The sequence below is a fragment of the Sneathiella aquimaris genome, from assembly GCF_026409565.1.
GTDB classification, from domain to species: domain Bacteria; phylum Pseudomonadota; class Alphaproteobacteria; order Sneathiellales; family Sneathiellaceae; genus Sneathiella; species Sneathiella aquimaris.
Genome location: NZ_CP112881.1, coordinates 2,803,852 through 2,822,084 on the forward strand (window position 1 = coordinate 2,803,852; position 18,233 = coordinate 2,822,084).

26 protein-coding genes are annotated in these 18,233 nt (G+C 49.1%); all 26 read right to left on the reverse strand.

The genetic code is table 11. From position 1 onward, the window contains the following. Positions 1-33: 33 nt before the first annotated feature. The 26 genes from rplO to rpoC all read right to left on the reverse strand — a co-directional run bounded on the left by rplO (position 34) and on the right by rpoC (position 18,154). Positions 34-513, reverse strand: a complete 480-nt coding sequence (rplO, locus tag OIR97_RS13145) for a 50S ribosomal protein L15 (RefSeq protein ID WP_169546162.1) — start codon at positions 511-513, stop codon at positions 34-36. A 30-nt stretch (positions 514-543) separates the two neighbouring features. Continuing rightward, positions 544-738, reverse strand: coding sequence for a 50S ribosomal protein L30 (gene rpmD / locus OIR97_RS13150; protein WP_169546163.1), 195 nt, complete (start codon positions 736-738; stop codon positions 544-546). Beyond that, positions 725-1,276 (reverse strand): 30S ribosomal protein S5, encoded by a 552-nt coding sequence (gene rpsE / locus OIR97_RS13155; RefSeq protein ID WP_169546164.1) that lies wholly within the window; start codon positions 1,274-1,276, stop codon positions 725-727. Before rpsE ends, rpmD begins: the two co-directional genes overlap by 14 nt. Positions 1,277-1,288: 12 nt before the next feature. Then, positions 1,289-1,651 carry a 50S ribosomal protein L18 gene (gene rplR / locus OIR97_RS13160; protein WP_169546165.1) on the reverse strand — a complete coding sequence of 121 codons (363 nt, stop codon included), beginning with the start codon at positions 1,649-1,651 and terminating at the stop codon, positions 1,289-1,291. Between the two features lie 9 nt (positions 1,652-1,660). Further along, positions 1,661-2,194 carry a 50S ribosomal protein L6 gene (gene rplF, locus OIR97_RS13165; RefSeq protein WP_169546166.1) on the reverse strand — a complete coding sequence of 178 codons (534 nt, stop codon included), beginning with the start codon at positions 2,192-2,194 and terminating at the stop codon, positions 1,661-1,663. Between the two features lie 9 nt (positions 2,195-2,203). Further along, positions 2,204-2,602, reverse strand: coding sequence for a 30S ribosomal protein S8 (rpsH, locus tag OIR97_RS13170; protein ID WP_169546167.1), 399 nt, complete (start codon positions 2,600-2,602; stop codon positions 2,204-2,206). Between the two features lie 12 nt (positions 2,603-2,614). Further along, positions 2,615-2,920, reverse strand: a complete 306-nt coding sequence (gene rpsN, locus OIR97_RS13175; RefSeq protein WP_169546168.1) for a 30S ribosomal protein S14 — start codon at positions 2,918-2,920, stop codon at positions 2,615-2,617. Between the two features lie 17 nt (positions 2,921-2,937). Then, positions 2,938-3,489, reverse strand: coding sequence for a 50S ribosomal protein L5 (gene rplE / locus OIR97_RS13180; protein ID WP_407696657.1), 552 nt, complete (start codon positions 3,487-3,489; stop codon positions 2,938-2,940). 8 nt (positions 3,490-3,497) lie between these two features. Next, positions 3,498-3,821: a 50S ribosomal protein L24 gene (gene rplX, locus OIR97_RS13185; protein WP_169546169.1), complete on the reverse strand. Its 324-nt coding sequence runs from the start codon at positions 3,819-3,821 to the stop codon at positions 3,498-3,500. Next, positions 3,821-4,189, reverse strand: coding sequence for a 50S ribosomal protein L14 (gene rplN, locus OIR97_RS13190; RefSeq protein WP_169546170.1), 369 nt, complete (start codon positions 4,187-4,189; stop codon positions 3,821-3,823). The genes rplX and rplN overlap by 1 nt, the downstream gene beginning before the upstream one ends. A 34-nt stretch (positions 4,190-4,223) precedes the next feature. Then, complete coding sequence (rpsQ, locus tag OIR97_RS13195; RefSeq protein ID WP_169546171.1) at positions 4,224-4,460, reverse strand: 30S ribosomal protein S17; 237 nt, start codon at positions 4,458-4,460, stop codon at positions 4,224-4,226. Positions 4,461-4,471: 11 nt separating this feature from the next. After that, positions 4,472-4,663 carry a 50S ribosomal protein L29 gene (rpmC, locus tag OIR97_RS13200; RefSeq protein ID WP_169546172.1) on the reverse strand — a complete coding sequence of 64 codons (192 nt, stop codon included), beginning with the start codon at positions 4,661-4,663 and terminating at the stop codon, positions 4,472-4,474. 2 nt (positions 4,664-4,665) lie between these two features. Beyond that, complete coding sequence (rplP, locus tag OIR97_RS13205) at positions 4,666-5,085, reverse strand: 50S ribosomal protein L16 (protein WP_169546173.1); 420 nt, start codon at positions 5,083-5,085, stop codon at positions 4,666-4,668. 17 nt (positions 5,086-5,102) lie between these two features. Then, on the reverse strand, positions 5,103-5,810 hold the full coding sequence (gene rpsC, locus OIR97_RS13210; RefSeq protein ID WP_169546174.1) for a 30S ribosomal protein S3: 708 nt from the start codon (positions 5,808-5,810) through the stop codon (positions 5,103-5,105). Further along, positions 5,810-6,190, reverse strand: a complete 381-nt coding sequence (rplV, locus tag OIR97_RS13215; protein ID WP_169546175.1) for a 50S ribosomal protein L22 — start codon at positions 6,188-6,190, stop codon at positions 5,810-5,812. The genes rpsC and rplV overlap by 1 nt, the downstream gene beginning before the upstream one ends. Positions 6,191-6,192: 2 nt before the next feature. Continuing rightward, positions 6,193-6,471 (reverse strand): 30S ribosomal protein S19, encoded by a 279-nt coding sequence (gene rpsS, locus OIR97_RS13220; RefSeq protein WP_169546176.1) that lies wholly within the window; start codon positions 6,469-6,471, stop codon positions 6,193-6,195. Between the two features lie 10 nt (positions 6,472-6,481). Continuing rightward, positions 6,482-7,318, reverse strand: a complete 837-nt coding sequence (rplB, locus tag OIR97_RS13225) for a 50S ribosomal protein L2 (protein ID WP_169546177.1) — start codon at positions 7,316-7,318, stop codon at positions 6,482-6,484. 3 nt (positions 7,319-7,321) lie between these two features. After that, positions 7,322-7,615, reverse strand: a complete 294-nt coding sequence (locus tag OIR97_RS13230) for a 50S ribosomal protein L23 (protein WP_169546178.1) — start codon at positions 7,613-7,615, stop codon at positions 7,322-7,324. Then, positions 7,612-8,232 carry a 50S ribosomal protein L4 gene (gene rplD, locus OIR97_RS13235; protein ID WP_169546179.1) on the reverse strand — a complete coding sequence of 207 codons (621 nt, stop codon included), beginning with the start codon at positions 8,230-8,232 and terminating at the stop codon, positions 7,612-7,614. Before rplD ends, OIR97_RS13230 begins: the two co-directional genes overlap by 4 nt. Before the next feature lie 14 nt (positions 8,233-8,246). Beyond that, positions 8,247-8,981, reverse strand: a complete 735-nt coding sequence (gene rplC, locus OIR97_RS13240) for a 50S ribosomal protein L3 (protein WP_169546180.1) — start codon at positions 8,979-8,981, stop codon at positions 8,247-8,249. A gap of 6 nt (positions 8,982-8,987) precedes the next feature. Beyond that, positions 8,988-9,302: a 30S ribosomal protein S10 gene (gene rpsJ / locus OIR97_RS13245; protein ID WP_169546181.1), complete on the reverse strand. Its 315-nt coding sequence runs from the start codon at positions 9,300-9,302 to the stop codon at positions 8,988-8,990. Positions 9,303-9,359: 57 nt separating this feature from the next. Beyond that, a complete protein-coding gene (gene tuf / locus OIR97_RS13250) occupies positions 9,360-10,550 on the reverse strand; it encodes an elongation factor Tu (RefSeq protein WP_267177726.1) in 1,191 nt (396 codons plus the stop codon). 38 nt (positions 10,551-10,588) lie between these two features. Continuing rightward, positions 10,589-12,664 (reverse strand): elongation factor G, encoded by a 2,076-nt coding sequence (fusA, locus tag OIR97_RS13255; RefSeq protein WP_169546492.1) that lies wholly within the window; start codon positions 12,662-12,664, stop codon positions 10,589-10,591. A 30-nt stretch (positions 12,665-12,694) separates the two neighbouring features. Further along, entirely contained in the window at positions 12,695-13,165 is a 471-nt protein-coding gene (rpsG, locus tag OIR97_RS13260; protein WP_169546493.1) for a 30S ribosomal protein S7, read from the reverse strand. Between the two features lie 11 nt (positions 13,166-13,176). Then, on the reverse strand, positions 13,177-13,548 hold the full coding sequence (gene rpsL / locus OIR97_RS13265) for a 30S ribosomal protein S12 (RefSeq protein WP_169546494.1): 372 nt from the start codon (positions 13,546-13,548) through the stop codon (positions 13,177-13,179). Positions 13,549-13,969: 421 nt separating this feature from the next. Continuing rightward, on the reverse strand, positions 13,970-18,154 hold the full coding sequence (gene rpoC, locus OIR97_RS13270) for a DNA-directed RNA polymerase subunit beta' (protein ID WP_169546495.1): 4,185 nt from the start codon (positions 18,152-18,154) through the stop codon (positions 13,970-13,972). Between the last annotated feature and the right edge of the window lie 79 nt (positions 18,155-18,233).

An 18,233-nucleotide genomic window follows, 5' to 3' on the forward strand; every position in this document is an offset into this window, starting at 1 on the left:
AAGGGCAGCCTGAGCTGCCCTATACGCTTTTCCTTATTCGGCTTTTGCGGCAGCTGGGGCTGTCAATGTGACAGTACCACCTGCTTTTTCAACAGCTTCAACTGCTGATTTAGAGGCACCTGAAACTTCAAAATTAACTTTTGTTTTCAGTTCACCTTTGGCCAATAGACGAACACCGTCTACGACCTTACCGACGACGCCAGCTTCTTGAAGCTTGGCAATAGTCACAGTTTCCTTGGCATCGAGTTTACCAGCTTCAATCGCTTCCTGTACACGACCGAGATTCGCAACAGCAAATTCCTTACGGAAAATGTTGTTAAAACCACGTTTCGGCAGACGACGGTGAATAGGCATCTGACCGCCTTCAAAGCCTTTGATCGCGACACCAGAACGGGACTTCTGACCCTTCTGACCAGCACCGGCAGTTTTACCTTTGCCGGAACCGATACCACGACCTACACGCTTACGGTCTTTAACTGCACCACTATTATCGGAAAGTTGATTCAAACGCATATCATATATTCCTTATCCTACGGGCCTGCCTTAAGAGGCTTCTTCGACCCGCACGAGATGGTGAACTTTACGGATCATACCCCGAATTGAAGGGGTATCTTCCAGCTCGACCGTCCGGTGCATTTTATTCAGACCAAGACCGACCAGTGTAGCACGCTGTGATTTGTGCCGACCGATAGGGCTTCCGGTTTGAGTTACTTTGACTGTTGCTTTAGCCATCTGCATTCTCCTTAGCCGCGTTACTTGAACGGCGACCCAAGATTTCAGACGCTTTTTTACCGCGTTTCTGCGCAACCTGACGTGGAGATGTCGTGTTTTGCAGAGCCTCGAAAGTCGCCTTCACCATGTTATATGGGTTTGAAGTACCAACAGATTTAGTCACAACGTCTTGAACACCGAGTGTTTCGAAAACCGCACGCATTGGTCCACCAGCAATAATACCGGTACCCGCAGGCGCTGAGCGAAGCAACACACGTCCTGCACCGAAATGACCTTTTGAGTCGTGGTGCAGTGTCCGGCCCTCACGAAGAGGAACGCGGATCATGTTCCGTTTTGCAGCTTCAGTTGCTTTACGGATGGCTTCTGGAACTTCACGGGCCTTACCATGACCGTATCCAACGCGGCCATTCTGGTCACCTGCAACCACGAGGGCCGCAAAACCAAACCGACGTCCACCTTTTACAACTTTGGCCACACGGTTAATGTGAACAAGTTTGTCGACGAATTCTGAATCGCCTTTGTCTTGTTGATCAGGTCTCATCATAATCAAATTCCCCTAGAAGGACAGCCCGCCCTCGCGGGCGGCTTCGGCGAGGGCTTTGACCCGGCCATGATATTTATAACCACCGCGATCGAAAGTGACTTCTTTCAAGCCAGCTTTCAACGCACGCTCTGCAATCAGTTTCCCGACTTCAGTGGCAGCGTTTTTATCGCCACCCTTGCCAAGCTTTTCGCGCATATCTTTCTCGATGGACGAGGCTGCACAGAGTGTGCGACCTGCTACATCATCAATGATTTGTGCGTAAATCTGACGGTCTGAACGGTGAACTGAAAGCCGTAAACGGCCTCCAGAAACTTTGCGAAGCTGCGAACGATTTCTGCGGCGACGACGATCGAACAATTCTTTTGAGTTTGCCATGGTCGTATCCTACTTCTTCTTGCCTTCTTTGCGGAAGATGAACTCGTCCGCATATTTGACACCCTTACCTTTGTAAGGCTCAGGCTTCCGATAAGAGCGGATCTCGGCAGCAATCTGCCCGACCATCTGCTTATCAGCGCCAGTGATTTCGATAGCAGTCGGAGACGGACACTTCACTTCAATTCCTTCTGGAATTGGGTAGTTGATGTCATGACTGAAACCAAGGTTCAAATTCAGAGTTTTCCCCTGAACCGCTGCCCGGTAACCGACGCCAACAACTTCCAGTTTTTTGGTGAAGCCATTGCTTACACCTTCAACCAGATTGTTCAGCAAAGTCCGTTGCATACCCCACATCTGACGAGCACGCTTGCCCTCATTCCGTGGTTTTACCCAGATTTTGTCGTCTTCGCGTTCAACAATAACATCCTCGACGAATGTCATGCTCAGAACACCTTTGCTACCTTTAACGGTTACGTCCGCTTCTGACAGTTGTACGTCAACGCCGGAAGGGATTGTCACCGGATGTTTACCAATTCGAGACATAATTCCTCCTTAGTAGACTTTGCAAAGCACTTCGCCGCCAACATTGGCTTCACGTGCTTCACCGTCAGAAAGGACACCGCGAGGTGTAGACAAGATGGAAATACCCAAACCATTACGAACCGTAGGCATATCTTTAACGCCTGTATAAACACGGCGACCTGGTTTGGAGATACGGCTGACATGCTCGATGACGGCCTTACCCTGATAATATTTCAGTTCAATACTTACTTCGGCCTTCCCTGGCTCTGGCTCTGAAACTTCATAACCGCGAATAAAACCTTCGCGTTTCAGAGCTTCAAGAACGTTTACCCGCAATTTAGACGCTGGGCTCTTAACAGAACCTTTGCGTGCTTTTTGACCATTGCGGATACGAGTCAGCATATCGCCGAGAGGATCACTAAATGACATTGTTAATCTCCTCTACCAGCTTGACTTGACCATGCCTGGGATCTGACCAGTTGAGGCCAGGTCACGCAGACCGATACGGGAAAGCTTCAACTTCCGATACACACCACGAGGACGCCCTGTCAACTGACAGCGGTTCCGTGTGCGTGTTTCAGAAGAGTTGCGAGGAAGAGCTGCCAACTGAAGACGCGCAGTAAAACGTTCTTCTTGTGGCAGGCTTTCGTCTTTACTGATCGCTTTAAGAGCGGCGCGCTTTGCTGCGTATTTCTCAACAAGGCGACGACGCTTAAGATCGCGCTCAACGGCACTTTTCTTAGCCATTTTCTATTCTCCTAGGATCAATTGATCTTGAACGGCATGTTGAAACCACTCAGAAGCTCGCGCGCTTCTTCATCAGTTTCAGCAGTCGTGCAGATCACGATATCCATTCCCCGTACATCGGCTACATCATCGTAATCGATTTCCGGGAAGACGATTTGCTCTTTAAGGCCCATGGCATAGTTGCCACGCCCGTCAAAGCTTTTAGGTGACACACCACGGAAGTCACGTACCCGAGGCAGAGCAATATTGACCAAACGGTCAAGGAACTCATACATCTGGTGTTTACGCAGTGTCACTTTCGCACCGATCGGCATGCCTTCACGCAATTTGAACGTTGCGACAGATTTCTTAGCCACTGTGACGACAGGTTTTTGACCCGCAATTTTAGCCAGCTCGGCTTCAACTGCTTTGATCTTTTTGGAGTCACTGACGGCTTCACCACAACCAACATTGATGACGATCTTTTCCAGTTTTGGAATTTTCATCTCGTTGGAGTAGTTGAATTTTTCCTGAAGCTCCGCACGGAGCTTTTCGTTGTAAAGTTCTTTAAGTCTAGGCGCTGACATCATTCCATCCTTTACTGGTCAATGACTTCGCCGGAACGCTTCGCGAAGCGAACTTTACGGCCATCATCAAGAGTTTTATAGCCAACACGGGTTGCTTTACCATCTTTAGGGTCCTGCAACGCGAGGTTTGACAAATGGATGGAAGCTTCTTTTTCAACAATGCCGCCAGCGTCTGTCTGGCTCTGCTTTGTGTGACGCTTGACCATATTTACACCAGCAACAAAGGCCCGGCGATCTTCGCGTACTACGCTCAGAACTTCACCTGACTTACCTTTGTCTTTACCGGCGAGGACGACAACCTTGTCGCCTTTTTTCACGGTAAATTTTTCAGCCATTACAGTACCTCCGGTGCAAGAGACACGATTTTCATCATGTTTTTAGCGCGAAGCTCGCGTGTTACTGGACCAAAAATACGGGTGCCAACTGGCTCACCGGCTTTATTGATCAGAACAGCAGCGTTCGTGTCAAATCGGATTGCGGTACCGTCTGTGCGGCGGATCTCTTTCTTCGTGCGAACGATGACAGCGCGTTGCACGTCACCTTTTTTCACGCGGCCACGCGGAATAGCTTCTTTAACAGAGACAACAATAACGTCGCCAATAGAAGCTGTTTTCCGTTTGGATCCGCCCAAAACTTTAATGCACTGCACCCGTCTTGCGCCGGAATTATCGGCAACTTCCAGGTTGGTTTGCATTTGAATCATAGTCTTTACCTTCGTTTGGTATACGAGCGTCTAATTAGACGTTTTCGTAAAGGACTTCCCAACGTTTCAGTTTAGAAAAGGGACGACATTCCTGAATACGGACTTTGTCACCGATCTTGAACTGATTCTTCTCATCATGGGCATGGTACTTTTTGGACCGGCCAATGTATTTTTTGTAAAGCGGGTGCATCACCTGACGCTCTACTTTGACAACAACGGTTTGATCGTTCTTGTCGCTTTCTACTGTTCCTTGCAGGATACGCTTCGGCATATCTAACTCTCCTAAGACGCAGCTTGCGACGACATTACCGTCTTGATTTTGGCAATGTCGCGGCGAACTTGACGTACGCGCGCCGTATTTTCCAACTGGCCACCAGCCTTCTGGAAGCGCAAATTGAACTGTTCTTTTTTGAGCGCAATCAGCTCACTTTTCAGCTCATCGGCGCTTTTGCCCAGCAAATCTTGTGCCTTCATAATTAACCCCCTTCACCGAGACGGGTAATAAACTTGGTTTTGATCGGCAGCTTAGCAGCGCCACGTTCAAAAGCTTCTCTGGCAAGTTCCAACGGAACACCATCGAGTTCAAACATGACTTTGCCTGGCTGGATACGTACCATCCAATATTCCGGAGAACCCTTACCTTTACCCATACGGACTTCAGTAGGCTTCTTTGAAACCGGAACATCTGGGAAGATGCGGATCCAAACACGACCTGAACGTTTAATGTGACGAGTTACCGCACGACGGGTAGCTTCGATCTGACGTGCAGTGATACGTCCGGGCTCCAAAGCCTTAAGGCCGTAAGCACCGAAGTTCAGCGTTGTACCTGAAGTTGCGACGCCCTTCAAGCGTCCTTTGTGCGCTTTGCGAAATTTTGTGCGTTTCGGTTGCAGCATGAGACTTTCCCTTTACCTTAACCGCGACGACCGGAACGGTTTGCAGGACGTCCAGCAGCTTGCTGTTTTTCCTGAGCCTTTTCCTGCGCCATTGGGTCATGTTCCATGATTTCGCCTTTGTAAATCCACACTTTGATACCGATGATACCGTATGTAGTCAAAGAACGAGCGGTTCCGTAGTCGATATTCGCACGGAGTGTGTGCAACGGCACACGACCTTCACGATACCATTCAGTACGGGCGATTTCTGCACCACCGAGACGGCCGGCACAATTGATCCGAATACCTTCAGCACCAAGGCGGAGAGCGGACTGAACAGCCCGTTTCATTGCCCGACGATAAGCTACACGGCGTGCCAACTGCTGACCGATATTTTCGGCAACCAGTTTCGCATCGATTTCAGGCTTACGGACTTCAACAATATTCAGGTGAACTTCTGAAGTTGTCATTTTGGCAATTTTAGAACGGAGTTTTTCAATGTCCGCACCTTTTTTACCAATAATCACACCTGGGCGTGCTGAATGAATTGTTACACGGCATTTCTTTGCAGGGCGCTCAATGATTACCTTGCTAATGCCAGCCTGAGCCAGTTCAGTTTCAACAAACTCACGAATACGAAGATCTTCGTGCAGCAGATCGGCGAATCCACCTTCTGCATACCAACGAGAATCCCATGTCCGGTTAATACCGACGCGCAGGCCAATTGGATTGACTTTCTGACCCATTATGCTTGCTCCTCGCGTTCACGGACCACGATAGTGATGTTGCTAAACGGTTTTTGAATACCACTGGCTCGACCACGGCCACGAGCGCGGAAACGCTTCATAACAAGTGCCTTACCAACATGTGCTTCTGCAACAACCAACTGATCAACGTCAAGCTGGTGATTGTTTTCAGCATTTGCAATGGCGGACTGCAAAACCTTTTTAACGTCACGTGCGATTGCACGCTTAGAAAAAGTGAGTTCTGCCAGGGCGGCTTCCGCGGATTTTCCGCGAATAAGCCCTGCCACGAGGTTCAGCTTCTGTGGGCTGACACGCAGACGAATACCTTTCGCCTGTGCTTCAGTATCCGCAAGCTGCCTTTCGAGGGACTGCTTACCCATGATTATTTCCTCCGGGCCTTCTTGTCGGCCGCATGGCCGTAATATGTACGGGAAGGAGAGAATTCTCCGAACTTATGTCCCACCATATCTTCATCAACCAGAACAGGAACGAATTTTTGGCCATTATAGACACCAAAAGTAAGCCCAACGAACTGAGGGAGAATGGTTGACCGGCGAGACCAGGTCTTAATGATTTGTTTTTTACCGCTTTCGCGTGCAGCTTCAGCTTTCTTAAGCATATAGCCATCAACAAAAGGGCCTTTCCACACTGAACGTGCCATCTAGCGCTCCTTATTTCTTCCGCTTTTGCGGACGGCGCCGCATGATCATTTTGTCAGTAGACTTGTTAGACCGTGTCCGTTTACCCTTTGTAGGTTTACCCCAAGGAGAAACAGGATGACGACCACCGGATGTCCGGCCTTCACCACCACCATGCGGGTGATCGATCGGGTTCATGGCAACACCACGAACGGATGGGCGACGTCCCAACCAACGTGAACGACCGGCTTTCGCAAGTTTAATGTTTTTCTGATCCTGGTTTGAAACAGCACCAACAGTTGCCATGCATTCCGCAGGAACAATCCGCTGTTCGCCAGATGCCAACCGAAGTTGAGCAAAACCAGCATCTTTACCAATCAACTGAACATATGTTCCAGCAGAACGCGCCATCTGACCGCCTTTACCTGGCTTCATCTCCACATTGTGGATAATGGTACCAACAGGCATATTCTTCATCGGCATTGCGTTACCAGGCTTGATATCAGCGGTCTTACCGGAGATCACTTTGTCTCCAACTGAGATACGCTGTGGCGCCAGAATGTATGACAGCTCACCATCTTCATAACGGATCAACGCAATAAAGGCTGTCCGGTTAGGATCGTATTCGAGCCGCTCAACTGTCGCTGATACATCAAATTTCCGACGTTTGAAGTCGATGATGCGGTAGCTGCGCTTGTGTCCACCACCACGCCGACGCGCGGTAATACGGCCGTTATTGTTACGACCACCACTGCCGGACAAACCCTCAGTCAGGGTTTTAACCGGCTTGCCTTTATGCAATCCTGAACGATCAACGAGGATAAGGCCACGCTGAGCAGGAGTTGTAGGCTTATAACTTTTAAGAGCCATTTTTTAAATCCCCGTAGTCACGTCGATGGTTTGACCATCAGCCAGGGTTACCATTGCTTTTTTGAAGTCAGACCGCTTGCCTACCCGACCACGAAAACGTTTTTCCTTACCGTTAGTACGGTTCGTGTTTACGTTCACAACCTTCACATTGAAGAGTGTCTCCACAGCTTCTTTGATTTCTGGTTTCGTAGCGTCCAGGGATACACGGAAGGTAACCTGATTGTACTCTGATCCCATAGTTGACTTTTCGGTAACTACCGGTGCCAACAGGATATCGTAAATGCGTTCCTGGTTCATTTAAGTCGTGCCTCCAGGCTTTCTACTGCACTCTTTGTCAAAACCAGGGTGTCACGGCGTAGGATGTCATAAACATTCGCGCCTGATTCTGGAAGAATGTCCACACGTGGAAGATTACGTGTAGAAAGTGCAAAATTTGCTTCCGGCTCGCCAGCATCAATGATGAGGGTTGAATCCCATCCAAGAGCCTTAAATTTGCTCGCCATGAGTTTGGTCTTCGCATCCGCTGATGTCAGCGCATCGACAATTACCAGTTTGCCTTCAGCCTGCTTAGCGGACAAAGCCGTTTTCAGCGCCAACTTACGAACTTTCTTAGGCAGAGAGTGCGCATGTGAGCGAAGAACCGGACCATGAGCCACACCACCACCACGCTGATGAGGTGCCCGTTTCTGACCCTGACGAGCACGGCCTGTGCCCTTCTGAGCAAACGGCTTGGCACCCGTACCAGATACTTCAGAGACATCTTTTGTCTTATGAGTACCCGCACGACGACCAGCAAGCTGGAATTTGACCATCCGTTGGAGAAGATCCGCACGCGGAGCCAATCCAAATACCTCTTCAGCAAGCTCGATATCTCCAGCTGCCTTATTTTCGAGGTTGATAACTTTAACCTTCATTTGGACCAGTCCTCTTATTCTTCAGCTGGGGCGCTCTCGACAGGCGCGTCCTCGGCTGGTGTTTCAGATGCAGCAGGTGCAGAAACGGCTGCTGGGAAAGGAACGCCTTCAGGGCGGGCTTTCTTCACAGCGTCAGCCACGAACACCCATCCGCCTTTAGAACCAGGAACGGCTCCTTTGACGAGGATCAATCCGCGCTCAACATCCGTTGAAACTACTGTCAGGTTCTGTGTCGTTACACGGGCAGCACCCATGTGACCGGCCATTTTCTTACCTTTGAAAACGCGTCCAGGATCCTGACACTGACCAGTTGAACCATGCGCACGGTGAGAAACAGACACACCGTGAGTTGCGCGCATACCACCGAAGTTATGACGTTTCATGGCACCGGCAAAACCTTTACCAATGCTTGTCCCAACAACATCAATCGGCTGGTCAGGCACAAAATGATCAACGGTAATTTCTGAACCGACTTCAACAAACGCGTCGTCTTCGATCCGGAACTCTGCCAGTTTCATTTTTGGCTCAACATTGGCTTTCGCATAATGTCCACGCATCGCTTTGGAAACGTTTTTCACTTTTGCTTTACCAACGCCAACCTGCAAGGCGTTATACCCATGAGTTTCTGTTGTACGGTGAGCAACAACCTGCTGGTTGTCCACTTCCAGTACTGTCACTGGAATATGACGGCCATCTTCAGCGAAGACTCGGCTCATTCCCAGTTTTTTTGCAATCATTCCACAGCGCATATCGCCTTACCCCAACAACTTGATGGACACGTCTACGCCAGCGGCGAGGTCCAGTTTCATCAGTGCATCCACGGTTTGTGGCGTTGGCTCAACGATATCCAAGACACGTTTGTGTGTCCGGATTTCAAACTGCTCACGTGATTTCTTATCGATATGCGGTCCACGAAGAACCGTATATTTATCGATATTAGTCGGCAGCGGGATCGGGCCACGAACCTGAGCGCCTGTGCGCTTGGCTGTATTCACGATCTCGTTAGTCGACGAATCGAGCACGCGGTGATCAAACGCTTTAAGGCGAATGCGAATATTTTGGTTTTCCATTACTCTGGTCACTCCAGAAAATGGCCGCGCCCACTAGCGCGGCCGAAACAATTCTTTTTACTCGACGATAGATGAGACGACGCCGGCGCCGACTGTCCGTCCACCTTCGCGAATAGCGAAACGCAGACCTGCATCCATAGCGATCGGAGCAATCAATTCAACATCCACTTTGATGTTATCACCAGGCATGACCATTTCGGTCCCTTCTGGCAATGTTACAACACCGGTTACGTCCGTTGTACGGAAGTAGAACTGTGGACGATAGTTTGTGAAGAATGGTGTGTGACGACCACCTTCATCTTTCGTCAGAATGTAAGCTTCTGCTGTGAATTTCGTGTGCGGTGTAATCGTTCCTGGATGTGCCAGAACCTGACCACGCTCAACATCTTCACGTTTCGTACCACGAAGCAGAACACCAACGTTATCGCCAGCTTCACCCTGATCGAGCAGCTTGCGGAACATTTCAACGCCTGTGCATGTTGTTTTGACAGTGTCTTTGATACCGATGATTTCGATCTCTTCACCAACCTTAACAACACCGCTTTCGATCCGGCCTGTTACAACAGTACCGCGACCGGAAATTGAGAACACATCCTCAATTGGCATCAGGAATGGCTTGTCAACATCACGCTCTGGAAGTGGGATGTAGTCATCAACTGCCTGCATCAGTTCCAAAATAGCGTTCTTGCCGATTTCGTCATCACGACCTTCAAGCGCTGCAAGAGCAGACCCTTTAACAATCGGGATATCGTCACCTGGGAAGTCGTATTCGCTCAGAAGCTCACGAATTTCCATTTCAACAAGCTCAAGAAGCTCTTCGTCGTCGACCTGGTCAACTTTGTTCATGAAAACAACGAGGGCTGGAACACCAACCTGACGCGCAAGCAGGATATGCTCGCGAGTCTGTGGCATTGGTCCGTCAGCGGCTGACACAACAAGGATACCACCATCCATCTGTGCGGCACCAGTGATCATGTTTTTCACATAGTCAGCGTGACCTGGACAGTCAACGTGAGCATAGTGACGACCTTCTGTTTCATATTCAACATGTGCTGTTGAAATCGTGATACCACGCGCTTTTTCTTCAGGCGCTTTATCGATTTCATCAAATGCGAATGCGGCGCCACCGCTCTGCTCAGCAAGAACTTTCGTGATTGCTGCTGTCAGTGTGGTTTTACCGTGGTCAACGTGACCAACAGTACCGATATTCGCGTGCGGTTTATTACGCTCAAATTTTTCTTTGGCCATTTTAATTCTCCGTTATCTCCGGCTGCCTCAGCTCTGTGTTACGCCAATTTCGCCAGAACTTCGTCTGAAACGTGTTGTGGCACTGGTTCATAGTGATCAAATACCATTGTGAATGTCGCACGGCCCTGAGTCTGAGACCGAAGATTGTTCACATAACCAAACATGTTGGCCAATGGAACCATCGCATTCACAACCTGCGCGACACCGCGCTGTTCTGTACCGGTTACCTGACCACGGCGACTATTCAAGTCACCCATCACATCACCGATATATTCGTCTGGGGTCACAATCTCGACCTTCATCATTGGCTCAAGAAGACGCAGACCAGCTTTACGGGCCAGTTCGCGCATTGCTGCACGGGCAGCGATCTCAAACGCCATGACGGAGGAGTCAACATCGTGATACGCACCATCAATCAACTCGACATCCACATCGATCAGAGGGAAGCCTGCAAGAACGCCGGTTTCGACGACGTCTTTAATACCCTTCTGAACACCTGGGATATATTCCTTAGGAACAGAACCACCGGTGATGCTGTCGTGGAAATTCAAACCACAACCTAGTTCGCCGGGCTGCGCAATCAACTTGATCCGCGCAAACTGACCTGAACCACCAGACTGTTTCTTATGGGTGTAATCCAGCTCGGCTTTCGTTGTGATTGATTCACGGTAAGCAACCTGTGGTGCACCGATATTCGCCTCAACCTTGAATTCACGCTTCATGCGATCGACAATGATGTCCAGGTGGAGTTCGCCCATACCCTTAATAATAGTCTGTCCACTTTCGTGGTCACTGGAAACGCGGAAAGAAGGATCTTCCTGAGCCAAACGGTTCAGCGCGACACCCATTTTTTCCTGGTCACTCTTGGTCTTAGGTTCAACAGCAATCTCGATCACAGGCTCCGGGAACTCCATGCGTTCCAGAATTACTGGTTTCGCTGAGTCGCAAAGGGTATCACCGGTTGTTGTGGCCTTAAGACCAGCAATCGCAACAATATCACCTGCGCGGGCTTCCTTAACGTCTTCCCGAGAGTTCGCATGCATCTGAAGCATCCGACCAACCCGCTCGCGGTTATCTTTAACTGAGTTCAAAGTCTGAGTACCAGCTTCAAGAACACCAGAATAAACACGAACGAATGTCAGCGAACCAACAAATGGATCTGTCATTACCTTGAAGGCAAGTCCTGCAAAAGGCTCATCATCAGAAGGGTTACGCTTGATTTCCTTGTCAGTCTTAACATCGATGCCTTCTGTACCCCCAATATCAAGCGGAGATGGCATAAAGTCGATGACCGCATCCAGAAGTGGCTGAACACCTTTGTTCTTAAAGGCCGTTCCTGTCAAAACAGGAACAAACGCAGCTTCCAGCGTACCAAGACGAATACAACGACGGAGCGTGTCTTCATCAGGCTCTTCACCTTCCAGATACGCTTCCATAACAGCTTCATCCATTTCGATGGCTGTTTCCAACATTGCTTCGCGGTATTCCGCAGCTTTGTCAGCAAGATCAGCGCGGATATCGCGATATTCAAACGCGGCACCCATTTCCTCACCTGTCCAGACGATTTCCTTCATCTTGATCAGGTCAACAACGCCTTCAAATTCAGCTTCTGAACCAATTGGCAACTGAAGAACAAGTGGCTTCGCACCCAGACGCGTTTTGAACATTTCCACACAGTTGTAGAAGTTCGCACCCGTACGGTCCATTTTGTTCACAAAGCACATGCGCGGAACACGATACTTATCAGCCTGACGCCAAACTGTTTCCGATTGCGGCTCAACACCCGCAACACCATCAAACACGGCAACCGCGCCATCGAGGACACGCAAAGAACGCTCTACTTCAATTGTGAAGTCAACGTGGCCTGGTGTATCAATGATGTTGATCCGGTGATCATTCCAAAAACAAGTCGTCGCAGCAGAAGTAATTGTAATACCCCGCTCCTGCTCCTGTTCCATCCAGTCCATAGTGGCTGCGCCATCATGAACTTCACCAATTTTGTGAGAAACGCCTGTATAATACAGAATACGTTCTGTTGTCGTTGTTTTACCGGCGTCAATATGAGCCATGATACCGATATTACGATATTTTTCGATGGGCGTCGTGCGTGCCATGAGAGGAAATCCTGTCCTTAAGCTTAGCTTTTACCAGCGATAATGAGCAAAGGCGCGGTTCGCCTCAGCCATTTTGTGCGTGTCTTCGCGCTTCTTCACCGCACCGCCACGCTCGTTAGAGGCATCCAGCAACTCACCAGCCAAACGCTCAACCATAGTAAGCTCAGAGCGGCTGCGTGCACTGTTGATAACCCAACGGATAGCCAACGCCTGAGCGCGGTCCGCACGAACCTCAACAGGAACCTGATAGGTCGCACCACCAACACGGCGTGAACGAACTTCAAGTTCCGGCTTAACTTTGCCAAGAGCTTCGTGAAAAACTTCTACAGGGTCATTGCCGGATTTCTTACCGATAATGTCGAACGCACCGTAAACGATACCTTCGGCAGTGGACTTTTTACCTGCAATCATAAGAGAGTTCATGAACTTAGTCAGAACTACATCACCAAATTTTGCATCAGGCAAAACTTCGCGCTTCTCTGCTGCGTGACGACGTGACATCCGTTTATTCCTTACTTAGGCTTCTTCGCGCCATACTTAGAACGACGCTGGCGGCGTGTTGAGATACCTTGAGTATCCAGCGTACCGCGAATAATGTGATAACGAACACCTGGCAAATCCTTCACACGGCCGCCGCGGATCATCACGACAGAGTGTTCTTGAAGGTTATGACCCTCACCAGGGATGTAGCTTGTAACCTCAAACCCGTTGGTCAACCGAACACGGGCGACTTTACGCAACGCGGAGTTCGGTTTCTTAGGTGTTGTTGTATAAACTCTTGTGCAAACGCCACGCTTTTGCGGGCATGCTTCCATAGCAGGCACCTTATTCCGAGAAACAGGCGCTTTACGTGGTTTTCTAATCAGCTGATTAATAGTAGGCATTCTTATTCCTATCCAATCGTTTCCGCAAATAGCACAGCCGCGCACAGCTGCGGACCTGAGCGCGGTCGGGTTTTTTGCGTCTACCCGAAGAGACATAACACGTGCACCTTCCTTCAAACACCTGACCGCGCACGGAAATTGATGAAACATCGTTCGTCAGGAGGGCGCAATATATGAGTGGACCCGCCATCAGTCAAGTAGAAATGTAAGGAAAACTGCGTGCTCTGCGACTCTTTTAGATTCTCGCAGTTTCGCGGCCATTTCCATCGATAAAATCAAAGAAATCACGAAGACAATCATCCGTTTTTCTCCCATTAGGGGAAATACTCTACTGGAATCAAAAACGGCGCCCCGATAAAGGGCGCCGTTTTTAGAATCTCAGAAAAGCATCAGACCCCTATCGGGATCTGATTCTAGGACATTAATCCGTGGTCGCTTCCTGACCATCAGTCGTGTTGATCATATCGACTGGAAAATCGGACTGTTCCTGTATGACACGATCCCGCTCCGCAGCAATGCGTTTCAGTTGGTTCATCTGAGCCCCTGTACCCGCTGGGATCAGACGACCCACGATCACGTTTTCTTTCAGGCCGGTCAGCGTATCCTTCTTACCCGCTACAGACGCTTCGGTAAGAACCCGTGTTGTTTCCTGGAAGGACGCAGCAGAGATGAAAGAGTTTGTCTGCAAGCTGGCTTTGGTAATACCCAGTAGGATTGGGCTTCCCTGCGCCGGTGCACGACCCGCTTTTTCAAGTTTGATATTTTCTGCTTCGAACTCTTCACGGTCAACATGTTCACCAAGCAGGAAGGTTGACTCGCCTTGCGATTCAATTTCAATCTTCTGAAGCATCTGACGGCAAATCACTTCGATATGCTTGTCATTGATCTTCACACCCTGCAGACGATAAACGTCCTGGATTTCATTGATCAGGAAGTTCGCCAGGGCTTCAACACCCAGGACCTTCAAAATATCATGCGGTGCAGGATTACCATCCAACAGATAATCGCCAACCCGGACATAGTCGCCCTCATTCACGGCAAGATGCTTACCTTTTGGAATGAGATATTCTACAGGGTCCAGATTCTCGTCTTCAGGGCGAATGCTGACGCGGCGTTTTGACTTATAGTCTTTACCGAATTCAACATAACCATCCGCTTCAGCGATAATCGCATGGTCTTTTGGACGACGCGCTTCAAAGAGTTCGGCCACCCGTGGCAGACCACCGGTAATATCTTTCGTTTTCGATCCTTCACGTGGGATACGAGCAAGGACGTCACCCGCCTGAACTTCAACACCATCTTCAACAGACAGAATCGCATCCACAGGCAGGAAGTAACGGGCTTCGTGACCGTTGGGCAACGCCAGTAGTTCACCACTTGCATCCCTTAGCGTAATACGAGGGCGCAGATCCGTGCCTTTTGGCTGAGCTTTCCAGTCAACTACGATTTTACGGGTAATACCGGTTGCTTCATCGACCTGTTCCGCAATGGAGATACCGCTTACCAGATCTTTATAGCTTACAGTACCTTCAAGTTCCGTAATCACTGGGGTTGTAAATGGATCCCACTGGGCCAGCTTATCGCCCTTGCCGACCTTTTGATCTTCGTCAACCAGCAGGGTCGTACCATAGGTCAGGCGGTGACGGGCACGTTCACGATTGTTACTATCCACAAGAACCAGTTCAGAGTTACGGCCCATAACAACGAGCAGCCCTTTACTGTTTTTCACAACATTTCTGTTGTGAATGCGGATTGTACCTTCATGAGACGCTTCAATGGATGAAATTTCAGCAACCTGCGCTGTACCACCAATATGGAAGGTACGCATGGTCAGCTGAGTACCAGGCTCACCAATTGACTGAGCCGCGATAACACCAACAGCCTCACCGATATTCACGGGTGTTCCGCGGGCCAGATCACGACCATAACATTTACCGCAAATTCCGCCTTTTGTTTCACAGGTAAGAACCGAACGGATAAGAACCTGCTCAACACCACATGTTTCAGCAGCCAATGACGTGGCTTCGTCGAACATGTCACCCGCAGCAACAAGGACATCTCCTGTTTGTGGGTTGATCACGTCAACAGAAGCGGTCCGTCCAAGGAGACGATCACTTAGAGTAGCGATAATATCACTGCCCTCAACAACCTCACGAACGGTCACACCTTTCTGAGTACCACAATCGAATTCAACAACAACACAGTCCTGAGCCACATCGACCAGGCGACGCGTCAAATAACCGGAGTTGGCTGTTTTCAAAGCGGTATCAGCAAGACCCTTACGCGCACCATGTGTCGAGTTAAAGTACTCAAGAACACTCAAACCTTCTTTAAAGTTTGAAATGATCGGTGTCTCAATGATTTCACCAGACGGCTTGGCCATAAGGCCACGCATACCAGCAAGCTGTTTCATCTGTGCAGCAGAACCACGAGCACCAGAGTGAGCCATCATATAGATTGAGTTAATGCCGATCTGACGGTTATCTTCACCGATCTGAACGGCTTCAATAACCTTCATCATTTCGTCAGCAACTTTGTCCGTACACTGCGACCAGGCATCAATAACCTTATTGTACTTCTCACCCTGAGTAATCAGGCCATCATAGTACTGACGCTCATATTCTTCGGCAAGAACACGTGTATCTTCAACCAGCTTGTCTTTAGACACTGGAATCTGCATGTCGTCCTTACCAAAAGAAATACCAGCACGGCAAGCGTGGGCAAAACCAAGACCCATGAGCCTATCAGCAAAGATCACGGTCTCTTTTTGTCCGCAGTGACGGTACACTTCGTCAATAACAGAGGTAATTTCTTTTTTGGTCAACAAGCGGTTGATCAAACCAAAATTAACTTTGGAGTTCCGAGGCAGTATTTCTTCGATCAGCATCCGGCCTGGTGTTGTTTCAGTAAGGCGGGCCTCTTCAGAACCATCTTCATTCACGTAGCGGATTTTTGTTTTAATCTTACTGTGAAGTGTCAAAACATTGTTGTCGATCGCATGCTGGGCTTCTGCAACGTCAGAAATCAGCATTCCTTCGCCCGGCTCATTATCTTTATTCATTGTCAGATAATAGATACCCAGAACAATATCCTGACTTGGAACGATAATCGGCTTACCACTGGCAGGGCTGAGGATGTTGTTCGTAGACATCATCAAAACGCGAGCTTCCAACTGAGCTTCCAGTGAAAGAGGTACGTGGACCGCCATTTGGTCACCATCAAAGTCAGCATTAAACGCTGTACAAACCAAAGGATGAAGCTGAATGGCTTTACCCTCGATCAGAACAGGTTCAAACGCCTGAATACCAAGACGGTGAAGCGTTGGCGCCCGGTTCAGCAGAACCGGATGTTCGCGAATGACTTCGTCAAGAATATCCCAAACTTCGGGACGTTCTTTTTCAACAAGTTTCTTGGCCATCTTGACCGTTGCCGCCATACCCTTCAATTCGAGCTTGGCATAAATAAACGGCTTAAACAGCTCCAAGGCCATTTTCTTCGGCAAACCACATTGGTGTAGTTTCAATTCCGGTCCCACAACGATTACAGAACGACCAGAATAGTCAACACGTTTACCAAGAAGGTTTTGACGGAAACGACCCTGCTTACCTTTCAACATGTCTGAAAGGGACTTCAGAGGACGTTTATTGGCACCTGTGATCACACGACCGCGACGACCATTATCGAACAACGCATCAACCGATTCCTGCAGCATACGTTTTTCGTTCCGGACAATGATGTCAGGAGCACGCAATTCAATCAGGCGCTTCAAGCGGTTGTTCCGGTTAATAACACGGCGATAAAGATCGTTGAGATCTGACGTCGCAAAGCGGCCGCCATCCAGCGGGACCAATGGACGAAGCTCAGGTGGAATAACCGGAATGACCTGAAGGATCATCCATTCAGGGCGGTTACCGGATTCCATGAACGCTTCAATCAGCTTAAGACGTTTAGCCAGTTTCTTAGGTTTGGCTTCAGACGTTGTTGTCCGCATCTCTTCGCGGATTTCTTCGCTGATGGTTTCCAGATCAAGGTTCGACAAAATGTCACGAATGGCCTCTGCACCAATACTGGCTGTAAAGGCATCGTCACCATAGTCATCCTGCGCATCCAGGAATTCTTCTTCGGTCAGCAACTGGTACTGCTTCAAAGGAGAAAGACCAGGTTCGATTACAACATAATGCTCGAAATACAGGATCCGTTCTAGATCCTTCAATGTCATATCAAGCAGAAGGCCAATACGAGATGGTAGTGATTTCAGGAACCAGATATGGGCGACTGGAGACGCAAGCTCAATATGCGCCATACGTTCACGACGCACCTTAGACAGCGTCACTTCAACGCCACATTTTTCGCAGGTAATCCCACGATATTTCATGCGTTTGTATTTACCACACAAACATTCGTAGTCTTTTATCGGGCCAAAAATTCTGGCGCAGAAAAGGCCGTCTTTTTCTGGTTTGAACGTCCGGTAATTGATGGTTTCGGGCTTTTTGATCTCACCATAAGACCAAGAACGGATACGTTCTGGGGAAGCGATTGAGATTTTAATCTCATCAAACGCCTGAGTGCCTTGTGGCTGACCGAAAAGGTTCATCAACTCATTCATGGACCAACTCTCCTATTGATCCCGGGCTTGCCGGGGGGCCGCCAGTTTGACGGCCAAAATTAGTAACGTGACGATAATG

Coding starts and splice junctions, on each gene's coding strand:
- rplO (WP_169546162.1), bottom strand. CDS start 513: ATGCGTTTGAATCAACTTTCCGATAATAGTGGTGCAGTTAAAGACCGT.
- rpmD (WP_169546163.1), bottom strand. CDS start 738: ATGCAGATGGCTAAAGCAACAGTCAAAGTAACTCAAACCGGAAGCCCT.
- rpsE (WP_169546164.1), bottom strand. CDS start 1,276: ATGATGAGACCTGATCAACAAGACAAAGGCGATTCAGAATTCGTCGAC.
- rplR (WP_169546165.1), bottom strand. CDS start 1,651: ATGGCAAACTCAAAAGAATTGTTCGATCGTCGTCGCCGCAGAAATCGT.
- rplF (WP_169546166.1), bottom strand. CDS start 2,194: ATGTCTCGAATTGGTAAACATCCGGTGACAATCCCTTCCGGCGTTGAC.
- rpsH (WP_169546167.1), bottom strand. CDS start 2,602: ATGTCATTTAGTGATCCTCTCGGCGATATGCTGACTCGTATCCGCAAT.
- rpsN (WP_169546168.1), bottom strand. CDS start 2,920: ATGGCTAAGAAAAGTGCCGTTGAGCGCGATCTTAAGCGTCGTCGCCTT.
- rplE (WP_407696657.1), bottom strand. CDS start 3,489: ATGATGTCAGCGCCTAGACTTAAAGAACTTTACAACGAAAAGCTCCGT.
- rplX (WP_169546169.1), bottom strand. CDS start 3,821: ATGGCTGAAAAATTTACCGTGAAAAAAGGCGACAAGGTTGTCGTCCTC.
- rplN (WP_169546170.1), bottom strand. CDS start 4,189: ATGATTCAAATGCAAACCAACCTGGAAGTTGCCGATAATTCCGGCGCA.
- rpsQ (WP_169546171.1), bottom strand. CDS start 4,460: ATGCCGAAGCGTATCCTGCAAGGAACAGTAGAAAGCGACAAGAACGAT.
- rpmC (WP_169546172.1), bottom strand. CDS start 4,663: ATGAAGGCACAAGATTTGCTGGGCAAAAGCGCCGATGAGCTGAAAAGT.
- rplP (WP_169546173.1), bottom strand. CDS start 5,085: ATGCTGCAACCGAAACGCACAAAATTTCGCAAAGCGCACAAAGGACGC.
- rpsC (WP_169546174.1), bottom strand. CDS start 5,810: ATGGGTCAGAAAGTCAATCCAATTGGCCTGCGCGTCGGTATTAACCGG.
- rplV (WP_169546175.1), bottom strand. CDS start 6,190: ATGGGTAAGCAGTCCCTCGAAAGGCAGCTTGCGGATACTGAAGCACAG.
- rpsS (WP_169546176.1), bottom strand. CDS start 6,471: ATGGCACGTTCAGTGTGGAAAGGCCCTTTTGTTGATGGCTATATGCTT.
- rplB (WP_169546177.1), bottom strand. CDS start 7,318: ATGGCTCTTAAAAGTTATAAGCCTACAACTCCTGCTCAGCGTGGCCTT.
- OIR97_RS13230 (WP_169546178.1), bottom strand. CDS start 7,615: ATGAACCAGGAACGCATTTACGATATCCTGTTGGCACCGGTAGTTACC.
- rplD (WP_169546179.1), bottom strand. CDS start 8,232: ATGAAGGTTAAAGTTATCAACCTCGAAAATAAGGCAGCTGGAGATATC.
- rplC (WP_169546180.1), bottom strand. CDS start 8,981: ATGCGCTGTGGAATGATTGCAAAAAAACTGGGAATGAGCCGAGTCTTC.
- rpsJ (WP_169546181.1), bottom strand. CDS start 9,302: ATGGAAAACCAAAATATTCGCATTCGCCTTAAAGCGTTTGATCACCGC.
- tuf (WP_267177726.1), bottom strand. CDS start 10,550: ATGGCCAAAGAAAAATTTGAGCGTAATAAACCGCACGCGAATATCGGT.
- fusA (WP_169546492.1), bottom strand. CDS start 12,664: ATGGCACGCACGACGCCCATCGAAAAATATCGTAATATCGGTATCATG.
- rpsG (WP_169546493.1), bottom strand. CDS start 13,165: ATGTCACGTCGTCACGCAGCAGAGAAGCGCGAAGTTTTGCCTGATGCA.
- rpsL (WP_169546494.1), bottom strand. CDS start 13,548: ATGCCTACTATTAATCAGCTGATTAGAAAACCACGTAAAGCGCCTGTT.
- rpoC (WP_169546495.1), bottom strand. CDS start 18,154: ATGAATGAGTTGATGAACCTTTTCGGTCAGCCACAAGGCACTCAGGCG.